This window comes from Azonexus sp. IMCC34839 (assembly GCF_047047955.1).
Classification (GTDB): Bacteria; Pseudomonadota; Gammaproteobacteria; order Burkholderiales; family Rhodocyclaceae; genus Azonexus.
On record NZ_CP150631.1, the window covers coordinates 1781435 to 1798646 of the forward strand.

The 17212-nt window shown below is 60.1% G+C and carries 17 protein-coding genes; 6 read left to right on the forward strand and 11 right to left on the reverse strand.

All coding sequences use genetic code 11. The features are described from left to right. Positions 1–164: 164 nt before the first annotated feature. Positions 165–635 carry a Dps family protein gene (locus WIF35_RS08775; RefSeq protein WP_412481233.1) on the forward strand — a complete coding sequence of 157 codons (471 nt, stop codon included), beginning with the start codon at positions 165–167 and terminating at the stop codon, positions 633–635. A gap of 106 nt (positions 636–741) precedes the next feature. Here WIF35_RS08775 and WIF35_RS08780 read toward each other — a convergent pair whose 3' ends face one another. Together WIF35_RS08780 and pmbA are read right to left on the reverse strand one after the other, a co-directional pair. Then, positions 742–1830: a TRAP transporter substrate-binding protein gene (locus WIF35_RS08780; protein WP_412481179.1), complete on the reverse strand. Its 1089-nt coding sequence runs from the start codon at positions 1828–1830 to the stop codon at positions 742–744. A 100-nt stretch (positions 1831–1930) separates the two neighbouring features. Beyond that, entirely contained in the window at positions 1931–3274 is a 1344-nt protein-coding gene (gene pmbA / locus WIF35_RS08785) for a metalloprotease PmbA (RefSeq protein ID WP_412481180.1), read from the reverse strand. Positions 3275–3342: 68 nt separating this feature from the next. On the opposite strand from pmbA, the gene yjgA reads away from it, so the two are divergent. Next, on the forward strand, positions 3343–3882 hold the full coding sequence (gene yjgA / locus WIF35_RS08790; RefSeq protein WP_412481181.1) for a ribosome biogenesis factor YjgA: 540 nt from the start codon (positions 3343–3345) through the stop codon (positions 3880–3882). Continuing rightward, positions 3875–4462 carry a molybdopterin adenylyltransferase gene (gene mog / locus WIF35_RS08795; RefSeq protein WP_412481182.1) on the forward strand — a complete coding sequence of 196 codons (588 nt, stop codon included), beginning with the start codon at positions 3875–3877 and terminating at the stop codon, positions 4460–4462. Before yjgA ends, mog begins: the two co-directional genes overlap by 8 nt. Before the next feature lie 10 nt (positions 4463–4472). On the opposite strand, the gene WIF35_RS08800 is transcribed toward mog, so the two are convergent. Then, entirely contained in the window at positions 4473–6011 is a 1539-nt protein-coding gene (locus WIF35_RS08800; RefSeq protein ID WP_412481183.1) for a hypothetical protein, read from the reverse strand. A 116-nt stretch (positions 6012–6127) separates the two neighbouring features. Between WIF35_RS08800 and WIF35_RS08805 the strand changes: the two genes are divergently transcribed. Further along, on the forward strand, positions 6128–6922 hold the full coding sequence (locus tag WIF35_RS08805; protein WP_412481184.1) for a thymidylate synthase: 795 nt from the start codon (positions 6128–6130) through the stop codon (positions 6920–6922). Between the two features lie 56 nt (positions 6923–6978). On the opposite strand, the gene WIF35_RS08810 is transcribed toward WIF35_RS08805, so the two are convergent. After that, on the reverse strand, positions 6979–7227 hold the full coding sequence (locus WIF35_RS08810) for a hypothetical protein (RefSeq protein WP_412481185.1): 249 nt from the start codon (positions 7225–7227) through the stop codon (positions 6979–6981). Positions 7228–7392: 165 nt separating this feature from the next. Here WIF35_RS08810 and pgi point away from each other — a divergent pair, with 165 nt between their 5' ends. Further along, entirely contained in the window at positions 7393–8976 is a 1584-nt protein-coding gene (gene pgi / locus WIF35_RS08815) for a glucose-6-phosphate isomerase (RefSeq protein ID WP_412481186.1), read from the forward strand. Between the two features lie 18 nt (positions 8977–8994). Next, positions 8995–9486: a dihydrofolate reductase gene (locus WIF35_RS08820; RefSeq protein ID WP_412481187.1), complete on the forward strand. Its 492-nt coding sequence runs from the start codon at positions 8995–8997 to the stop codon at positions 9484–9486. A 29-nt stretch (positions 9487–9515) separates the two neighbouring features. On the opposite strand, the gene WIF35_RS08825 is transcribed toward WIF35_RS08820, so the two are convergent. The 7 genes from WIF35_RS08825 to WIF35_RS08855 form a co-directional block, all read right to left on the reverse strand. After that, complete coding sequence (locus WIF35_RS08825) at positions 9516–10223, reverse strand: FecR domain-containing protein (RefSeq protein WP_412481188.1); 708 nt, start codon at positions 10221–10223, stop codon at positions 9516–9518. Positions 10224–10245: 22 nt separating this feature from the next. Next, positions 10246–11571: a surface lipoprotein assembly modifier gene (locus tag WIF35_RS08830; protein WP_412481189.1), complete on the reverse strand. Its 1326-nt coding sequence runs from the start codon at positions 11569–11571 to the stop codon at positions 10246–10248. A 24-nt stretch (positions 11572–11595) separates the two neighbouring features. Beyond that, positions 11596–12321 (reverse strand): FecR domain-containing protein, encoded by a 726-nt coding sequence (locus WIF35_RS08835; protein ID WP_412481190.1) that lies wholly within the window; start codon positions 12319–12321, stop codon positions 11596–11598. Positions 12322–12339: 18 nt separating this feature from the next. Continuing rightward, positions 12340–14565: an Orn/Lys/Arg decarboxylase N-terminal domain-containing protein gene (locus WIF35_RS08840; RefSeq protein ID WP_412481191.1), complete on the reverse strand. Its 2226-nt coding sequence runs from the start codon at positions 14563–14565 to the stop codon at positions 12340–12342. Between the two features lie 71 nt (positions 14566–14636). Further along, positions 14637–15203 carry a dCTP deaminase gene (gene dcd, locus WIF35_RS08845; protein ID WP_412481192.1) on the reverse strand — a complete coding sequence of 189 codons (567 nt, stop codon included), beginning with the start codon at positions 15201–15203 and terminating at the stop codon, positions 14637–14639. Between the two features lie 72 nt (positions 15204–15275). Next, positions 15276–16367: an iron-sulfur cluster carrier protein ApbC gene (gene apbC, locus WIF35_RS08850; protein WP_412481193.1), complete on the reverse strand. Its 1092-nt coding sequence runs from the start codon at positions 16365–16367 to the stop codon at positions 15276–15278. Positions 16368–16441: 74 nt separating this feature from the next. Continuing rightward, a complete protein-coding gene (locus WIF35_RS08855) occupies positions 16442–17128 on the reverse strand; it encodes a response regulator transcription factor (RefSeq protein ID WP_412481194.1) in 687 nt (228 codons plus the stop codon). Positions 17129–17212 lie beyond the last annotated feature (84 nt).

Below are 17212 nucleotides of genomic sequence, written 5' to 3' on the forward strand. Positions count from 1 at the left end.
GCAACGCAAAAAGGCGGGGAGATTCCCGCCTTTTTCTTTGGGCGTATAGTTAGGAACTATTGTCGCTATCACGCCATATCATTGGTCTTCATCGCCAGCGATAACCATAATGTCGACATGGTCGATATGACGACTACCGATTGATTCTTGCGAACGAAAGGAGCATCAGCATGGATATTGGCATTACCAAAAAAGACCGCGAAAAAATCGCCGAAGGCCTCTCTCACCTTCTCGCCGACTCTTTCACGCTGTACCTGAAGACGCACAACTTCCACTGGAACGTGACCGGTCCAATGTTCAACACCTTGCACGTGATGTTCATGGATCAGTACACCGAACTGTGGAATGCCCTGGACCTGATTGCCGAACGCATTCGCGCCCTCGGCGTGGCCGCCCCCGGCACCTATCGCGAGTTTGCGAAGCTGACGGTGATCAAGGAAAGCGAAGGCAAAGTCAGCGCCGAAGAGATGATCAAGCAACTGGTCGCCGGCCAGGAAGCCGTGACCAAGACAGCCCGCAGCATCTTCCCGCTGGTGGACAAGGCCGGTGACGAGCCGACGGCCGACCTGCTGACCCAGCGTATGCAAATCCACGAAAAGAACGCGTGGATGCTGCGCAGCTTGCTGGAGAAGTAAAAGCACTGCGACTGCAGTGCTACTCCGGCCAGCAAGCACCCGACAAATTTTGGGCAATAAAAAACCCGCGAAATTCGCGGGTTTTTTGCTGTGCACCGCAGCAGTGTTACTTGTGCGACTGCAGGAAGCGGTCCATACGCATTTCAGCCAGGCTGAACCAGGCATTCTGCGTCTTCCGGTACTTGTCCCACTCGGTGTAGATCTTCTTGAAGGCCGGGTTCTTGCCAGCTTCGTCGGCGTAGATCTGCTGGGCAGCCTTGTAGGCGGCGCCGAGGATTTCATCGGAGAAGGACTGCAGCTTGACGCCGTTCTGCAGCAGCTTGGACAGGGCGACCGGGTTCTTGTGGTCGTATTCGGCCATCATGGTGACGTTGGCTTCGTACGCGGCGGCCTGGAAGGCAGCCTGGTATTCCTTCGGCAGCTTGTCCCATTCCTTCTTGTTGACGAAGAAGTGGATGGTCGGGCCCGATTCCCAGAAACCCGGGTAGTAGTAGTTCTTGGCAACCTTGTAGAAGCCGAGCTTTTCATCGTCATACGGACCGACCCATTCGGCGGCATCGATGGTGCCCTTTTCCAGCGCCGGGTAGATGTCGCCACCGGCGATCTGCTGCGGCACCACGCCCAGTTCGGAGAAGACGGTGCCGCCCAGACCGGCGATACGCATCTTGACGCCCTTCAGGTCGGCAACGGTCTTCACTTCCTTGCGCCACCAACCGCCCATCTGGGTACCGGTGTTGCCGCCGGCAAAGGAAACGACGTTGTAGTTGGCGTAGAACTCGTCGAGCAGCTTCTGGCCGCCGCCGTAGTAGATCCAGGCGTTCATCTGGCGGGCATTCATGCCGAACGGAACGGCGGTGCCGAAACCGAAGGTCTTGTCCTTGCCGACGTAGTAGTAGGAGCAGGTATGGCAGCACTCGACGGTGCCTTGCTGCACGGCATCCAGGGCCTGCAGGCCGGGAACGATTTCACCGCCTGGGAAGACGCGGATATCGAACTTGCCGCCGGTCATCTCGCGCAGACGGTTGGCCAGTACATCGGCACCGCCGTAGATGGTATCCAGGCTCTTCGGGAAGGAAGAGGTCAGACGCCACTTGATGCTCGGCAGTTCGGCGGCAATGGCCGGTGCGGCCAAGGTGGTGGCGGCACCCGCTGCGGCACCGATGGAAGCTTTTTTCAGAAAATCACGACGTTGCATATTGTCTCCTCCAGATGTTTGGGAACGTCAGACATTTACTACCGCTTGATTCTATAACCGAAGGCCGAGCTTTCGCGACCTGCGGAAAACCCTTACCCCGTCAGCCGGCAGCGACGGTCATGCGATCGATCAGAATCGATCCGGTCTGTTTGGTTCCGCGAATGTGGACATCGCGCCCAACGGCGGTGATACCGGCCAACATGTTCTTCAGGTTGCCGGCAATGGTGATCTCTTCGACCGGGTGCGCGATCTTGCCGTTTTCGACCCAGAAACCAGCCGCCCCGCGCGAATAATCGCCGGTCACGTAATTGATCCCGTGACCAAGCAGTTCGGTAACCAATAGACCGCGCCCCATGCGGGCGAGCAAGCCCTGGAAATCGAGATCGCCGGGCTGGATGATCAGGTTGTGGCTGCCGCCAGCATTGCCCGTCGTCTGCATGCCGAGTTTGCGGGCCGTGTAGGCGGAAAGGAAATAGCCCTGCAAGACGCCATCGGTCACCACCTCGCGGTCGCGCGTCACCACGCCGTCGCTGTCGAACGCGGAGCTACCGAGCCCGCCCTTGATATGCGGGCGCTCGGAGATTTGCACAAAGCTCGGCATGATCTGCTGGCCAAGCGCTCCCTGCAGGAAGGAAGCCTTGCGATACAGCGCCCCACCGCTCGCCGCATGCACCAGGCTGCCGAGCAACCCGGCCGCCAGCGGCGCCTCGAACAGCACCGGAAACTCGCCGGTCTTGATCTTGCGCGCCCCCAGGCGGGCCACCGCACGCTCGGCGGCAATCTGGCCGACCTGCTCGGCGGCATCCAGCAACGCGGCATTGCGGTTGGTCGTATACCAATCGTCGCGCTGCATCGCATCCTGTTCGCCGGCAATCATCGAGCAGGAAATGTAATGCCGCGAAGTCGGATAACCGGCCATGAAACCCAGGCTGTTGGCCGAAACGAAATGCGCCTGCTGGGTCGATACCGTCGCTCCATCCGAATTGCTGATCAACGGGCTGGCGGCGTAGGCTGCCTGCTCGCAACGACGCGCCGTGGCGATTGCGTCTTCGACCGACAAGGACCACGGATGGTAGAGGTCCAACTCCGGGCATTCCTTGGCCATCAGCTCGGCATCGGCCAGGCCGGCGCAATCGTCCTCGGCAGTGAAACGGGCGATATTGAGCGCCGCCTCGACAGTATCGCGTAGTGCCTGCGCGGAAAAATCGGAGGTACTGGCGTAGCCCTTGCGCTGGCCGCTATAGACCGTAATCCCTATCCCCTTGTCGCGATTGAATTCGATGGTTTCGACCTCGTCGCAGCGCACCGTCACTGCTTGTCCGAAGCCTTCGGAAACATCGACCTCACAGGCCGTCGCCCCCTTGGCCTGGGCATGTTTGAGCACATCGGCGGCCAGTTGCTGCAGGGTGGCGAAGGGGTAGGAAAATGCGGCGGTCTGAGGCATGGAAGCGGCGTCGAATCGGGAAAATCGCTATCATAGCAGCCCGCCCAGCCCGCAACCGGAAGCAGCTCATGCAAGACGAAGATTTCACCGACGACACCCCCATCTCCAAGACCAAGCGCAAAGAGGCCATGCACGAATTGCGCGACCTCGGCGCCGAGCTGGTCGAGCTTTCGGTCGGACAACTTAAGCGGATCAACCTGCCGGAAGACCTGCTGGCCGCCGTGCGTGAATGCCAGAAAATTACCGCCCATGGTGCCCGTCGCCGCCAGATCCAATATCTCGGCAAGCTGATGCGTGGCGTCGACGACGCGCCGATCCGCGCCGGCCTGGCCATGCTACGTGGCGAATCGGCCCATGAAACGGCCCGCCTGCACCGCATCGAGCGACTGCGCGAGCGCCTGCTGGCCGATGAAGCCGTGCTCAGCGAAATCGCCGCCACCTGGCCGCAAGCTGATTTGCAACACCTGCGCACCCTGCGTCGTAACGCGCTCAAGGAGCAGGAGGCGAACAAGCCGCCCAAGAACTACCGTGCCATCTTCCAGGTATTGAAGGAACTCGAGGCCGAAGGCAGTGCGCCGACCACGTCGGAGGAAGAGAGCGATGAGTGAGACACTGATCGTCGGCCTGGTTTCGATCAGCGACCGCGCATCGACCGGCATCTACGAAGACAAGGGAATTCCTGCCCTGCAGGAGTGGCTGGGCAGGGCCCTGATCACCCCGTGGCGTGCCGAAACCCGCCTGATCGCCGACGACCGGCCGACCATCGAGCAGACACTGATCGAATTGGTCGACCAAGCGGGCTGCCACCTGGTGCTGACGACCGGCGGCACCGGCCCGGCCTTACGCGACGTCACCCCGGAAGCCACGCTGGCGGTCGCCGACAAGGAAATGCCCGGCTTTGGCGAAGAGATGCGACGCATCAGTCTGAATTTCGTGCCGACTGCCATCCTGTCGCGCCAGGTGGCGGTGATCCGCAAGCAGGCGCTGATCATCAACCTGCCAGGGCAACCGAAGTCGATCAAGGAAACGCTGGAAGGCGTGCGCAATGCCACGGGCGAAGTCAGCCATGTCGGCATCTTCGCGGCCGTGCCTTATTGCATCGATCTGATCGGCGGCCCCTACGCCGAAACCAACGAGTCGGTGATCAAGGCCTTCCGCCCGAAATCGGCGATCCGCTCCAAGTCCTAAGGAATAACGCTCAGCCCAGGCGGTAGCGGGCCAACTCGTAATCCGCCGTCTGCTCGACAAGGGCGACCGGCACCAATTGCTGCAGACGGTCACCCGCCGGGTATTCGAGACTCTCGCGTAAATCGAAGCTGGCCGGCGGCAGCACGACACGCACCTCGCCCGCCTCGTTGCCATCCTGCAGAATGAGCGAAGGGATGCCGGCGACCGCGGCATAGCTCGACGCGGTACGCGGTTTCAGTTCGACCGAGAAGGCCTGCCTGGCCAGGGCCTCGATGCCGACCCGCGCCTCCTTGTCCGACTCCCGGTGATAGCGTCGAACGACGCCGAGCAACCAGTTGTCGCCGCCCTCGGGTTGCATGGCGACGAGCGCCCCGATCTTCAGCCACTCGGCCGGAATATCGCTGAGCACCGCACCGAAGCCGCCGCGGCTGACGTTGTCCACCACCCAGCTTTCCATCTGCAAGCCGGCCGGTCGTCCGCCGAATTCCTTCGAGAAGACGACGAAGGCATTGATCAAGCCGTTCAGCACCGACATGCGGTGTTTGACGCGGTGACGGTCGTGCCGGCGCTGCGGCGGCACCGGCGCCAGATAGGCGGTCAGGTGACGCAGGACCGGAACCAGGGTCTTGCCGTAATACTGCCCGCCAAGATTGATTTCCGCCGGCACGTCACCGCCACGTTCGAGGCTGCCCAGCAGCTCCAGCATGGCGCCATGGGCGTTGCCCGGCTTGAAGAAGCGTTGCGTCGGCACAGCCACGTTCGGCATGCGCGCCATGCGCAGCGGCGGTTGGGATTGGGCCAGATCCACCCAATAGACGCTATCGTGCTCACCGTTGGCAGAAAAAATGAATCCACTCAGGAAGTGGGCGATCAGGCGTTCTGCCAACTCGATTTCGAGCGGCAGCAGACTGTCCATCGATGCCGCCTGGAACACCATGGCCTTGACGTATTCCTGCTGCGGCGAGGTCGAACCACCGCCCCCGGGAATGGCCACAGGTTTACCCGCCACGCCCGCCTGCTCGGCCAACAGCAACGCCTGACCAAGCCCGCGCCAAACGTCATTGTGTGACGGGCCATAGTGGAATTGTTCCCACTTCAAGCGAGCGCCATAGGCGGAAATGAGTCGGGCACTGAGCGCCGGCAATAGCCATTTGGCCGATTCTGGAGCGCGCCCCTTATCGTCGGCTTCCGGCAAGCAGCGCTCATAGACAGCCGCCGCCAGGGTCCAGAAACCGCAATTGATCGACCATAGGCGCTTCTCTTCGTTGCGCGGCAAGCGCGGCGTATGCAGGTATTCGCGGGTCAGGCGCTTCAACAACGGTTGCGCGGCTTCGTCGAGTTGCTGCGCCGCTTCGTAGACGCGGTCGGCCGGAATGCCATCGCTGGCCAGCAACGACTCGAGCCATCCAGCGATTTCGTCGAGCGCCTTGAAGGCGTTGTCCTTGGGTAATTCGGCGACGATGCGCCGCAATTCGCGCGGATCGGCCAGCGGATGCCCATGACTTCCCTGAGCAAACAAGCCACCGAGTTTTGCCACTTTATCGAACACTTATTTTCCCCCTCTTTGCCGGCGGCAATAGTTTAAACCCAGATGCCGCAAGGGAAGGTGCCCGAAGCTGGATTCGATCGTAGAATCCTGCTTTTGCCATCGCCGCCAAACTGATCATGCAGCAATACCTCGACCTGATGCGCCACGTTCTCGACAACGGGCACGACAAATCCGACCGCACCGGAACCGGTACCCGTTCCGTGTTCGGCTGGCAGATGCGCTTCGACCTGAGCCAGGGCTTCCCGGCGCTGACGACTAAGAAACTTCATCTGAAGTCGATCATTCACGAATTGCTGTGGTTTCTGCAGGGCGATACCAACATCAAGTATCTGCAGGATAACGGCGTCCGCATCTGGGACGAATGGGCCGATGAAAATGGCGACCTCGGCCCGGTTTACGGCAAGCAGTGGCGCCGCTGGGAAACGCCCGATGGACGCTTGGTCGACCAGATCGCGCAACTGGTCCATAGCCTCAAGCACAATCCGGACTCCCGCCGCCATATCGTTTCTGCCTGGAATCCCGGCGATGTGGACAACATGGCGCTACCGCCCTGCCATTGCCTGTTCCAGTTCTACGTCGCGAACGGCAAATTGAGCTGCCAGCTCTACCAGCGTTCGGCCGATATCTTCCTCGGCGTGCCCTTCAACATCGCCTCCTACGCTTTGCTGACCCTGATGCTGGCGCAGGTTTGCGGCTATCAACCGGGCGAATTCGTGCACACCTTCGGCGACGCCCACCTGTACTCGAACCACTTCGAGCAGACTCGTCTACAACTGACGCGCGAGCCGCGCCAACTGCCGACGATGTGGATCAACCCGGAGGTCAAGGATATCTTCGCCTTCCGCTTCGAGGATTTCCGCCTCGACAACTACGACCCGCACCCACACATCCCGGCGCCGGTCGCTGTCTAGCCGCCCCGGTTTTTGCCCGTTTTGGCCAGTGCACCGCAGCAGTGGCCTGACGGGCATCAGTTCTGCACTTTTCGCCAGCCCTTGGCCTCCATGCAGGCATGCATGCGGCGCACCCCCTCCTTGGTCACCGCCCCGTCCGTTCCCGAATAGGCGCGTCCCTTGCACTGAATCTCATCGGTCTTGTAATCGGCTTCGTCGGCACCGGGGCGCTCCCAGTGCCATGTGGAGAGCAAACCGCAGGCCGCAAGGATAGGCAAACACAATACCAAGGCCAACGGCCACCGAAGAGACAGATGGATTTTCATGAAAAGGCAATGATCCGTGCAGTAAACTGGGCGAACATCTTAACAGCCTATCGGCATCGACCATCGGCAGCTTCCCCGCTAAACTGCGCGTTCGAAGCAAAAATAGCGCGATAATCGCGCGCCCAGCCTCACGCAAGCATTCATCCGTCAAACTGACCTCCGGCCATGAGAATAGTCGATACCCCTGCCTGGCAAGCGCTTTCCGCCCATGCCGACACCACGCGCGACCACCATCTGCGCGACTTGTTCGCCGCCGCCCCGGAACGCTTCCAGCGCTTCTCGCTGCGGTGGGAAGGACTGCTCTTCGACTATTCGAAGCAGCGGGTCGATGCCACGACCATGCACCTGCTGCGCGAACTCGCCCAAGTCGCCGATATCGAGGGCTGGAAACACCGCATGGTGGCCGGCGAATTGCTCAATCACACCGAGGGCCGGGCCGTCCGCCACATGGATCTGCGCGCCGGCGAGCAAGCCCCTGCAGAGGTCAAACGCGTTCTCGAACGCATGCGCCTTTTCTGCGAGGCCATTCATAGCGGCGCCTGGCGCGGCTACTCGGGAGAGCGCATCACACACGTCGTCAATATCGGCATCGGCGGCTCGGATCTCGGCCCACGCATGGCCACACGCGCCCTGATTGCCCATCACCAGCCGGACATCGAAGTCCATTTCGTCGCCAACATTGACGGCGCCGACATCGCCCCGCTGCTTGGCCGCCTCAACCCGCGCAGCACGCTGTTCATCGTCGCCAGCAAGACCTTCAGCACCCTGGAAACCCTGACCAACGCCCGCACCGCCCGCGACTGGCTGCTCGCCGCTGCTGGCAGCGAAAAAGCGGTCGGCCGACATTTCGTCGCCTTGTCGACAGACCTCGACCTCACCGGGCGTTTCGGCATTCCCGCCGACAATGTCTTCGAATTCTGGGACTGGGTCGGCGGTCGTTTCTCGCTCTGGTCGGCCATCGGCCTTTCCTTGGCACTGGCGGTCGGCTGGCATAACTTCGAACGCCTGTTGGCCGGCGCCAAGGCAATGGACAACCACTTTCTGGAATCGCCGGCAGAAGAAAATCTGCCGCTAACCCTGGCCCTGCTGAGCCTGTGGAATACCGACTTCCTCGGTGCATCTACCGCCGCCGTACTACCCTACGCCCAATCCTTCCAGCTGTTACCGGCCTACCTGCAACAACTGGAAATGGAAAGTAACGGCAAGCAGACCGACCGCCAAGGCCAGCCAATTGGCATCTCGACCAGTCCGATCATCTGGGGCGAGGCCGGCACCAACGGCCAGCACTCCTTCTTTCAACTCTTCCATCAGGGCGGGCGCATCATCCCTTGCGATTTCATCGTGCTGCGCGAGTCCGACTACCCGCTCCCCCGACACCACGACTCCCTGCTGGCCAACTGTTTCGCCCAGTCTGCCGCCCTCGCTTTCGGCCAAACCCGCGAGGAAGCGATCGCCGCCGGCACACCGTCGGAATTGCTGCCTTACAAGATATTCCCGGGTAACCAGCCATCAAGCACGCTACTGCTACCGAACCTGACGCCTTACACCTTGGGTCAATTGATCGCCCTGTTCGAACACAAGACCTTCTGCCTGGGCGCCCTGTGGAACATCAACGCCTTCGACCAATGGGGAGTTGAACTCGGCAAACAGCTGGCCAGCCAGCTAACACCTTTGCTCGAAAGCGGCGGCGACGCCAGCCAGTTCGACAGCTCGACCCGCGGCCTGATCGCAGCCGCCCGCGGCGTTTAATCCATACCGCAGAAGACCATGCCCGAAATCATCATCATCGCAGCCGTCGCCAAAAACCGGGTCATCGGCAAGGACAACCAGTTGATCTGGAACATTCCGGAAGACATGGCGCACTTCAAGGCGCTTACCCAGGGCCACACCGTGGTGATGGGGCGCAAGACCTGGGAGTCTCTGCCGCCACGCTTCCGCCCGCTGCCCGGACGTCGCAACATCGTCGTTACGCGGCAAGCGAACTACCAGGCCCCAGGGGCTGAAATTGCCGGTTCGCTCGAGGCTGCAATTGCACAGTGCAAGGACGCCCCTAAGCTGTTCATCATCGGCGGGGCAGAAATCTATACCTTGGCGCTCCCGGTTGCCAACCGCCTTGAATTGACCGAGGTCGATTTAACGCCGGATGGGGATGCCTGGTTTCCCGAATTCTCCAAACAGGCTTGGACGCCAGTGTCTGAACAACCCGGAGTTTCTTCCACGGGAACAGCCTATTCCTTCAACTGCTACCGAAAGGTATAGAAACCACCCGTAGCACAGGGCAATTCGGGTCAATTACAGATCAAGGTCGGTGGCGCGTAAATGTAATAGGTGTAGTAATAGCACTTCGGCATTCCACCCAGATAACCATCTCCGCGCCGCCCCTCGCCCACCGCAAAGGCCGGCAGCAAAGACCCTGCAAGCTCCTGAGAAGCGCTGAAGCTGGAAAATGCCAAGCGTTCCATTGGCTGCCCACCTCTAATTACTGCCACCTCTCCCGCGACAACCAAGCTGCAGCCCGTGTCGTTACACACCTCGACAGCCCCCTCTGCCGTCCACAAGGCGACGCTGTTGTTGTCCAGATAAGCCACTCGATACTCGGTCCCACGAATGCCAATCGTCGCCACCGAAGTCGTCACCCGGTAGGCATCGCGATTATCACGCCCAACCTGGCCGGTGATGGTCCGCATGCCGCCTTTCAACAGCGAGAAAAATCCGCGCTCCTGAGACTTCGTTGTTGCAGGGTAGGCATATTCGTCGATCCGGAATTCGGACTTCGGCTGCAAGGCGATGCGCCCGCCATCTTCGAAACGTAGTTGCGCCAATCCATCCTGCCCGGTACGCACCAAATCTCCGTTGGCCAGCACATCCCCCTTGGTCAGCTTCCGTTCGCTGCCAGCTGCCGAGGTCGCAGAAACTGCCCCTGCGACAAATTCCACCTTGCCGGCTGCATTCGCTACAGCCGAAACCGTCAGGAGGACGAGCAGCGAGCCAATCATTCGAAGCATCATCATCGCCCCCTCAGAATTCGCGCCGCAAGGCGACGGAAACAACATTGCGCCGATAATCGCTCAACACGGCATTCGACTCGTTTCGCATCAACGACACCTGCGGCGTCAGCGTCCAGCCTTGGGCAAGCCCATAGGCCAAGCCCAGCGTGGCGCCATACTGGCGATCGCTACGAACCAGTTGATAGGCAGGGTCGGTGGCATCGTAACGACGTCGCTCATAAACCAGATTGCCGAACACGGTAGCGCTATCGTTGAGACTCACACGCCCACCGAAACGTACGCCAACACCATCGAATCCGAGATAATCCGCGTCCTCTCGTTTCGGCTTTTCCGACACTCCGTAGAGGCTGGCAAACACCATCGCGCCATCCCGCCACAAGTGAGCATAAGCACCACCGCCCAACCAGCGCTGAGCATCACGAATTTTCTGATCGTCGTAGCGTAGATCGGTGTATTGGACGTAGGCACTCACCTGGTTACGCGCATCGAAATTGTATTGCCACTGCCCGGTCAGCCCCGCCGCCGAGCGGAAATGATCGTGTTCGACACTGACCGTCCCATATTGCCCCATCACGGTCAGAACATTTTTGCCGCTGGTCCATACGGCGCCGAGGTTTGCATCGACATTGCCGAGATTGAAGTCACTTTCGCTGAAATTGAAACGCTGCGCACCGGACAAGCCAGCCAACACCGCCAGGCTGGAATTGATCGGCAAGCGGGTACTGACACCTCCACCCAGTTGAGCGAAACCATCCTCATGCGCCCGCCCTTCCCGCGACAGCACGATGGGCACCGGACTCTGGCCCGGAATCAACACGCTATCGCGATTCGGCCCGAGATTGACGTTGCTGTCGTAACCGGCAAGCAACTCGACATAGGCATTAAGCGTCGCCTTTTCGTTTCCATCCAGTCGCTTGAGTGCGGCCAGATAACGGTCGAAGCTCTGCGACACATCACTGGGCACACCTTGCTGCTCGATGGTCGCCAGTTCCTTGCGCGCGTTGTCCGCTTCACCGACCAGCAGATAGGCCCGGGCAATTTCAGCCCGCGCCTTGGTATTACTTGGCTCCAGTGCCAGTACACGCTCCAGCGCAAAGATCGCCCGAGTATTCTGCCCGACGCCTAATGAAGCCCGGCCCAACAACAGATCGTAGGCGACATCACCTGCTCGTTCGCTCTCGAGAGGCTCGAGCAAGGCAAAAGCTTTTGCCGATTTCCCGGCGGCCAGCAGTCGCTCGGCCTCATCGGTCGCCCCATCGGCCCGCAGCGGCGAGCCGAATGCCAAAAGGCAGGCGAACAGGAGCGAGCCATGCGCCTTCATTTTCCCTCTGAACATCACATCCCCCATTTTTTCGCTACTTTAGCGCGGATTGGTGCTATTGGGAGAACGCTGGCTGCCCCCGGGTTCGCTTGGAGGCGGCGGTGGAGTCGGCCTGCCTGACGTCGCATCCTGATAAGGGGTCTGCAATTGGAGTTCAGGAACGACCGCCGGTGAGTCACTACGTGGCCCGCCATCCGAGAGAACCTGCGGAAATTCCTTGCGGTCGCGGACGCGCAACGTCTTGCCCTTGGCGATGGTTGCACAGCCAGCATCGCTGCAAACCTCGACCGCCCCCTCGTAAACGCTCACGGTCAAGCCTTCGGCATCGAGACGGGCACCATACTCGGTCCCCCGTATGCCGATGGTGGCAACGGAACTCCCCAGGCGATATTGCTGGCGGTCACCTTTGCCCAGCCAGCCCGTCACCGTACGCAAGGCACCTTTGACCAAGGTCATGACCACACCATCGCCCGGCGTCACTTTGTTGACCGCCGCATAGCGAAACTCATCGACGCGGAAACGCGTTCCGGGCAGCAAGGACATGCTGGCCCCATCGAGGAAAGCCAACTGCACTCGCCCGGCGCGCGTGTCGATCGATTCGCCGGCATCGACATTAGCCCCCTTCAGCGCCGCCCGCTCGACACCGAGGCTGTTGATGATGACAACCTCCGGTGTCGCAAAGACGATGCGCGCCGCCGTTTCCGCCCGCAGCAACAAAGGGGCACACAGCATCAACAACAGCAACAGCCGCCGCAGAGTCACCATGACGCCCCTCCCCGAAATTTATCTCACACAGTCTACGTAATAGCGTCCATCTTCGCCTTTGACCAGTCCGTGGATGTCGGTTTCGAACCCAGGGAAGGCGGCGTTGAACTCGCGGGCAAACTTCAGGTAATTGCAGATCGTCGCGTTGAAGCGCTCGCCGGGGATCAGTAGCGGAATACCCGGCGGATAAGGCGTCAGCAATACGGCGGTAACCCGGCCCTCCAAGGCATCCACCGGCACGCGCTCGATCTCGCGGTGCGCCATCTTGGCGAAAGCGTCGGCCGGACGCATGGCCGGCACCATGTCGGACAGATACATCTCGGTGGTCAGGCGAGCCACGTCGTTCTGCTTATAAACACTGTGAATCTGCTTGCACAGATCGCGCAGGCCGACACGCTCGTAGCGCGGATTCTTCTGAACGAACTCCGGCAGTACCTTCCACAGCGGCTGGTTCTTGTCGTAATCGTCCTTGAACTGCTGCAGCGCCGTCACCAGCGTGTTCCAGCGGCCCTTGGTGATGCCGATGGTGAACATGATGAAGAAGCTGTACAGGCCGCACTTCTCGACGATGACGCCATGCTCGGCCAGGTACTTGGTGACGATGGCGGCCGGAATGCCGCGCTCAGCAAATTCACCGTCAACGTCCAGCCCCGGCGTGATGATGGTCGCCTTGATCGGGTCGAGCATGTTGAAGCCATCGGCCAGCTTGCCGAAACCGTGCCAACGTTCGCCCGGCTTCAGCATCCAGGCTTCGCGCTCTTCGATCCCCTCTTCGGAAAGATCGTCCGGCCCCCAGACCTTGAACCACCAGTCGGCGCCCCACTCCTCGTCCACCTTGCGCATGGCACGACGAAAATCGAGGGCTTCGGCAATCGACTCTTCAACCAATGCCGTACCCCCCGGCTCTTCCATCATCGCTGCCGCCACGTCGCACGACGCGATGATCGAGTATTGCGGCGAGGTCGAGGTATGCATCAGGTAGGCCTCGTTGAAGATATCGCGGTCGAGCTTCTGGTTCTCGGCATCCTGCACCAGGATTTGCGAGGCCTGGCTGAGGCCAGCCAGCAGCTTGTGCGTCGATTGCGTGGCAAAGACCATGGATTCCTTGCAACGCGGACGATCAGCGCCGATGGCGTGGTAATCGCCGTAGAAGTCATGAAAAGCTGCATGCGGCAGCCAGGCTTCGTCGAAGTGCAGCGTATCGATCTTGCCATCCAGTTCTTCCTTGATGTCCTCGACGTTGTAGAGCACGCCGTCGTAGGTCGACTGGGTGATGGTCAGCACACGCGGCTTGGCCGTCTTGTCGGCAATGAACGGGTTGGCGGCAATCTTCTTCTGGATGCTCTCCCAGGCAAATTCGCTCTTCGGGATCGGTCCGATGATGCCGAAGTTATTGCGCGTCGGCATCAAGAAGACGGGAATTGCACCAGTCATCATGATCGAGTGCAGCACCGACTTGTGGCAGTTGCGGTCGACCACGACGATATCGCCGGGCGCCACGGTCGAGTGCCAGACGATCTTGTTCGAGGTCGAGGTGCCGTTGGTGACGAAATACAGGTGATCCGAATTGAAGATGCGCGCCGCATTGCGCTCGGAGGCTGCGACCGGACCAGTATGGTCGAGCAGCTGGCCAAGTTCTTCCACCGCATTGCAGACATCGGCGCGCAGCATGTTCTCGCCGAAGAACTGGTGGAACATCTGGCCAACCGGCGACTTCAGGAAGGCGACGCCGCCCGAGTGGCCCGGGCAGTGCCAGGAATAGGAACCGTCGGCAGCGTAATGCGTCAGCGCCCGGAAGAACGGCGGCGGCAGCGAATCGAGGTAGGCGTTGGCCTCGCGCTTGATGTTGCGCGCGATGAATTCCGGCGTGTCCTCATGCATGTGGATGAAGCCGTGCAATTCGCGCAGGATGTCATTCGGAATGTGGCGGCTGGTCCGCGTTTCACCGTGCAGGAAGATGGGGATTTCCGCGTTCTTGTGGCGAATTTCCTCGACGAAGGCACGTAACTCGGCCAGCGTCTCTTCTGGCTCCAGCGCCAATTCTTCGTCATCGACCGACAGGATGAACACCGAGGCGCGGCTTTGCTGCTGCGCAAACGAGGTCAGGTCACCATAACTGGTCACCCCGAGAACTTCGAGGCCCTCTTTCTCGATAGCGTCAGCCAGGGCGCGAATACCCAGGCCGGAGGCGTTTTCCGAGCGGAAGTCCTCGTCGATGATGATGACCGGAAAGTGAAAGCGCATGACAGTTCCTTAAAAAGCGGCGACCCGCCGCAGCGGGTCACAGAATAAGACGGTTTCGTTTCAGCCTGGCGTCAGATCTTGGGCAGGGTAACGCCTTCCTGCCCCTGATACTTGCCGCCACGATCCTTGTACGAGGTTTCGCAAATCTCGTCGGACTCGAAGAAGAGGACCTGGGCACAGCCTTCGCCGGCGTAAATCTTGGCCGGCAACGGTGTCGTATTGGAGAACTCCAACGTCACGTGGCCTTCCCACTCTGGTTCGAAAGGCGTGACATTCACGATGATGCCGCAGCGGGCATAGGTCGATTTGCCAAGGCAAACGGTCAGCACCGAGCGCGGGATGCGGAAATATTCCATGGTCCGGGCGAGCGCGAAGGAATTCGGCGGGATGATGCAGACGTCGGACTCGACCTCGACGAAGGATTTCGGGTCGAAATTCTTCGGATCGACCACGGTCGAGTTGATGTTGGTAAATACCTTGAACTCGCGGGCACAGCGGATATCGTAGCCGTAGCTGGAAGTGCCGTAGGAGACGATCTTCTGGCCATTGACCTCACGCACGAGTTCCGGCGCGAAGGGTTCGATCATGCCGTGCTCTTCCGCCATGCGGCGTATCCACTTGTCTGATTTGATGGCCATTTTTCCCTGCTGCGGTGGACAAAAATAAAGGCGGGATTTTACCCGCCTTTAAGCTTCATTTTGTGCAAAAAATTAGGTGTGTTGTACGACGATGTTGGGGAACTTCGACGACATGTCCTTCGCCTTCTCGGCAATCTTGACCGCAATGCGGCGTGCGATAGCGCGGTAAATCTCGGCCGTGCGCGATTCCGGCTCGCCGACCACGGTCGGTTTGCCACCGTCGGCCATCATGCGAATGGCCATTTCCAGCGGCAGGCTACCCAGGAATTCGACGCCGTAATCCTCACACATCTGCGTTCCACCGCCCTCGCCGAAGATGTGCTCTTCGTGGCCACACTTGGAGCAGATATGGATACTCATGTTCTCCACGATGCCGAGAATAGGGATGTTCACCTTCTCGAACATCTTCAGGCCCTTGCGCGCGTCGATCAGCGCGATGTCCTGCGGCGTCGTGACGATGACCGCACCGGTCACCGGCACCTTCTGCGCCATCGACAACTGGATATCGCCGGTACCCGGCGGCATGTCCACAATCAGGTAATCGACATCGCCCCAATTGGTCTGGCCGAGCATCTGGTCGAGCGCCTGGGCCACCATCGGGCCGCGCCACACCATCGGCGTTTCGACATCGACCATGAAACCGATGGACATCGCCTTGACGCCATAGGCCTCCAACGGCTCCATGCTCTGGCCATCCTTGGACTCGGGCTGCTGGCCAGCCAAGCCGAGCATCTGTGGCTGCGACGGCCCATAGATATCGGCATCGAGAATACCGACCTTGGCACCTTCCTGAGCCAGGGCCAGCGCCAGATTGACCGCCGTCGTCGATTTGCCGACGCCGCCCTTGCCGGACGCGACAGCGATGATGTTCTTGACGCCAGGTAAGAGCTTGACGCCAAGCTGTACGGAATGCGCAACGATCTTGCTGTAAACGTTGGCCGAAATATTGCCGACGCCCGGCACGGCCTTCACCGCCGCGATCACCTGCTTACGGATCGCATCGATCTGGCTTTTCGCCGGATAACCCAACTCGACATCGAAAGCGACATCGTCGCCGTCAATCTTGATGTTCTTGACCGCCTTGCCGCTGACGAAATCCTTGCCGGTATTGGGGTCCACCGCAGCGGTGAGCGCGGCCTTGACTTGCTGTTCTGACAGACTCATGGAATCTCCGTGGATACTGGACGACGGGAATACCCGACAATTTTTGTCCAGTATACCGCAAAGCGGTCTGGCGGCTAGCCCGCGCGCACGGTATCGAGACGGTATCCCTGCCCGTAAACCGATGAAAGCATCAGGCCGTTTTCACCGCCCAAGCCGAGTTTCTTGCGCAAACGGCTGGCATGCGTATCCACCGTACGCGAATCGACGTCGGTGTCACGATCCCAGACTTTGGACAACAACTCTTCTCGCGGCAACACTTTGCCGACATTGCGAAGGAACACGATGGCCAGATCGTATTCGCGCTGGGTCAGATCCACTTCGACACCACTTACCCGGATACGACGCCCTTCGAGATCGGCCTCGATATTGCCGAAGCGTAGCAGGGTCGGCCGCGTTGCCTGACGACGCCGCAACAAGGCCTGGATTCGTGCCATGAACTCCATGTAGCGTACGGGCTTGGGGATGTAGTCATCGGCACCGAGGCGCAGGATATCAGCCGCCGACTCTTCTTCGGTACGTGCGGTGCAGAACACAACGGGCACTTCCCAGCCACAGACGGCACGGACCTGCTTCAATACCTCGTCACCGCCAATATCCGGCAGAGACCAATCTATGACGAAGAAATCGAAAGTGCGCTCCTTCAAGGCGTCCAAACATGCCTGACCTTCTGCGAAAATCTCGACGACATGCCCCTCGCTTTTCAGCAAGGCCTTCAGGACCTCGGCCTGAACCCGATTGTCTTCAACAATGGCAAAATTCATACAACCCCCTCTAATTGTGGAAAATTCTGCCGCCTTCTCCACAGGCATGCAATAACTCAAGGGGATATTTTTACCAAGTCAACA

What these genes read in the sequence shown, in the direction of transcription:
- apbC (WP_412481193.1), bottom strand. Translation starts at nt 16,367, where the DNA reads ATGAGTCTGTCAGAACAGCAAGTCAAGGCCGCGCTCACCGCTGCGGTG.
- WIF35_RS08855 (WP_412481194.1), bottom strand. Translation starts at nt 17,128, where the DNA reads ATGAATTTTGCCATTGTTGAAGACAATCGGGTTCAGGCCGAGGTCCTG.
- pgi (WP_412481186.1), top strand. Translation starts at nt 7,393, where the DNA reads ATGAGAATAGTCGATACCCCTGCCTGGCAAGCGCTTTCCGCCCATGCC.
- WIF35_RS08825 (WP_412481188.1), bottom strand. Translation starts at nt 10,223, where the DNA reads ATGATTGGCTCGCTGCTCGTCCTCCTGACGGTTTCGGCTGTAGCGAAT.
- WIF35_RS08820 (WP_412481187.1), top strand. Translation starts at nt 8,995, where the DNA reads ATGCCCGAAATCATCATCATCGCAGCCGTCGCCAAAAACCGGGTCATC.
- WIF35_RS08810 (WP_412481185.1), bottom strand. Translation starts at nt 7,227, where the DNA reads ATGAAAATCCATCTGTCTCTTCGGTGGCCGTTGGCCTTGGTATTGTGT.
- pmbA (WP_412481180.1), bottom strand. Translation starts at nt 3,274, where the DNA reads ATGCCTCAGACCGCCGCATTTTCCTACCCCTTCGCCACCCTGCAGCAA.
- dcd (WP_412481192.1), bottom strand. Translation starts at nt 15,203, where the DNA reads ATGGCCATCAAATCAGACAAGTGGATACGCCGCATGGCGGAAGAGCAC.
- yjgA (WP_412481181.1), top strand. Translation starts at nt 3,343, where the DNA reads ATGCAAGACGAAGATTTCACCGACGACACCCCCATCTCCAAGACCAAG.
- WIF35_RS08840 (WP_412481191.1), bottom strand. Translation starts at nt 14,565, where the DNA reads ATGCGCTTTCACTTTCCGGTCATCATCATCGACGAGGACTTCCGCTCG.
- WIF35_RS08805 (WP_412481184.1), top strand. Translation starts at nt 6,128, where the DNA reads ATGCAGCAATACCTCGACCTGATGCGCCACGTTCTCGACAACGGGCAC.
- WIF35_RS08835 (WP_412481190.1), bottom strand. Translation starts at nt 12,321, where the DNA reads ATGGTGACTCTGCGGCGGCTGTTGCTGTTGTTGATGCTGTGTGCCCCT.
- WIF35_RS08830 (WP_412481189.1), bottom strand. Translation starts at nt 11,571, where the DNA reads ATGTTCAGAGGGAAAATGAAGGCGCATGGCTCGCTCCTGTTCGCCTGC.
- WIF35_RS08780 (WP_412481179.1), bottom strand. Translation starts at nt 1,830, where the DNA reads ATGCAACGTCGTGATTTTCTGAAAAAAGCTTCCATCGGTGCCGCAGCG.
- mog (WP_412481182.1), top strand. Translation starts at nt 3,875, where the DNA reads ATGAGTGAGACACTGATCGTCGGCCTGGTTTCGATCAGCGACCGCGCA.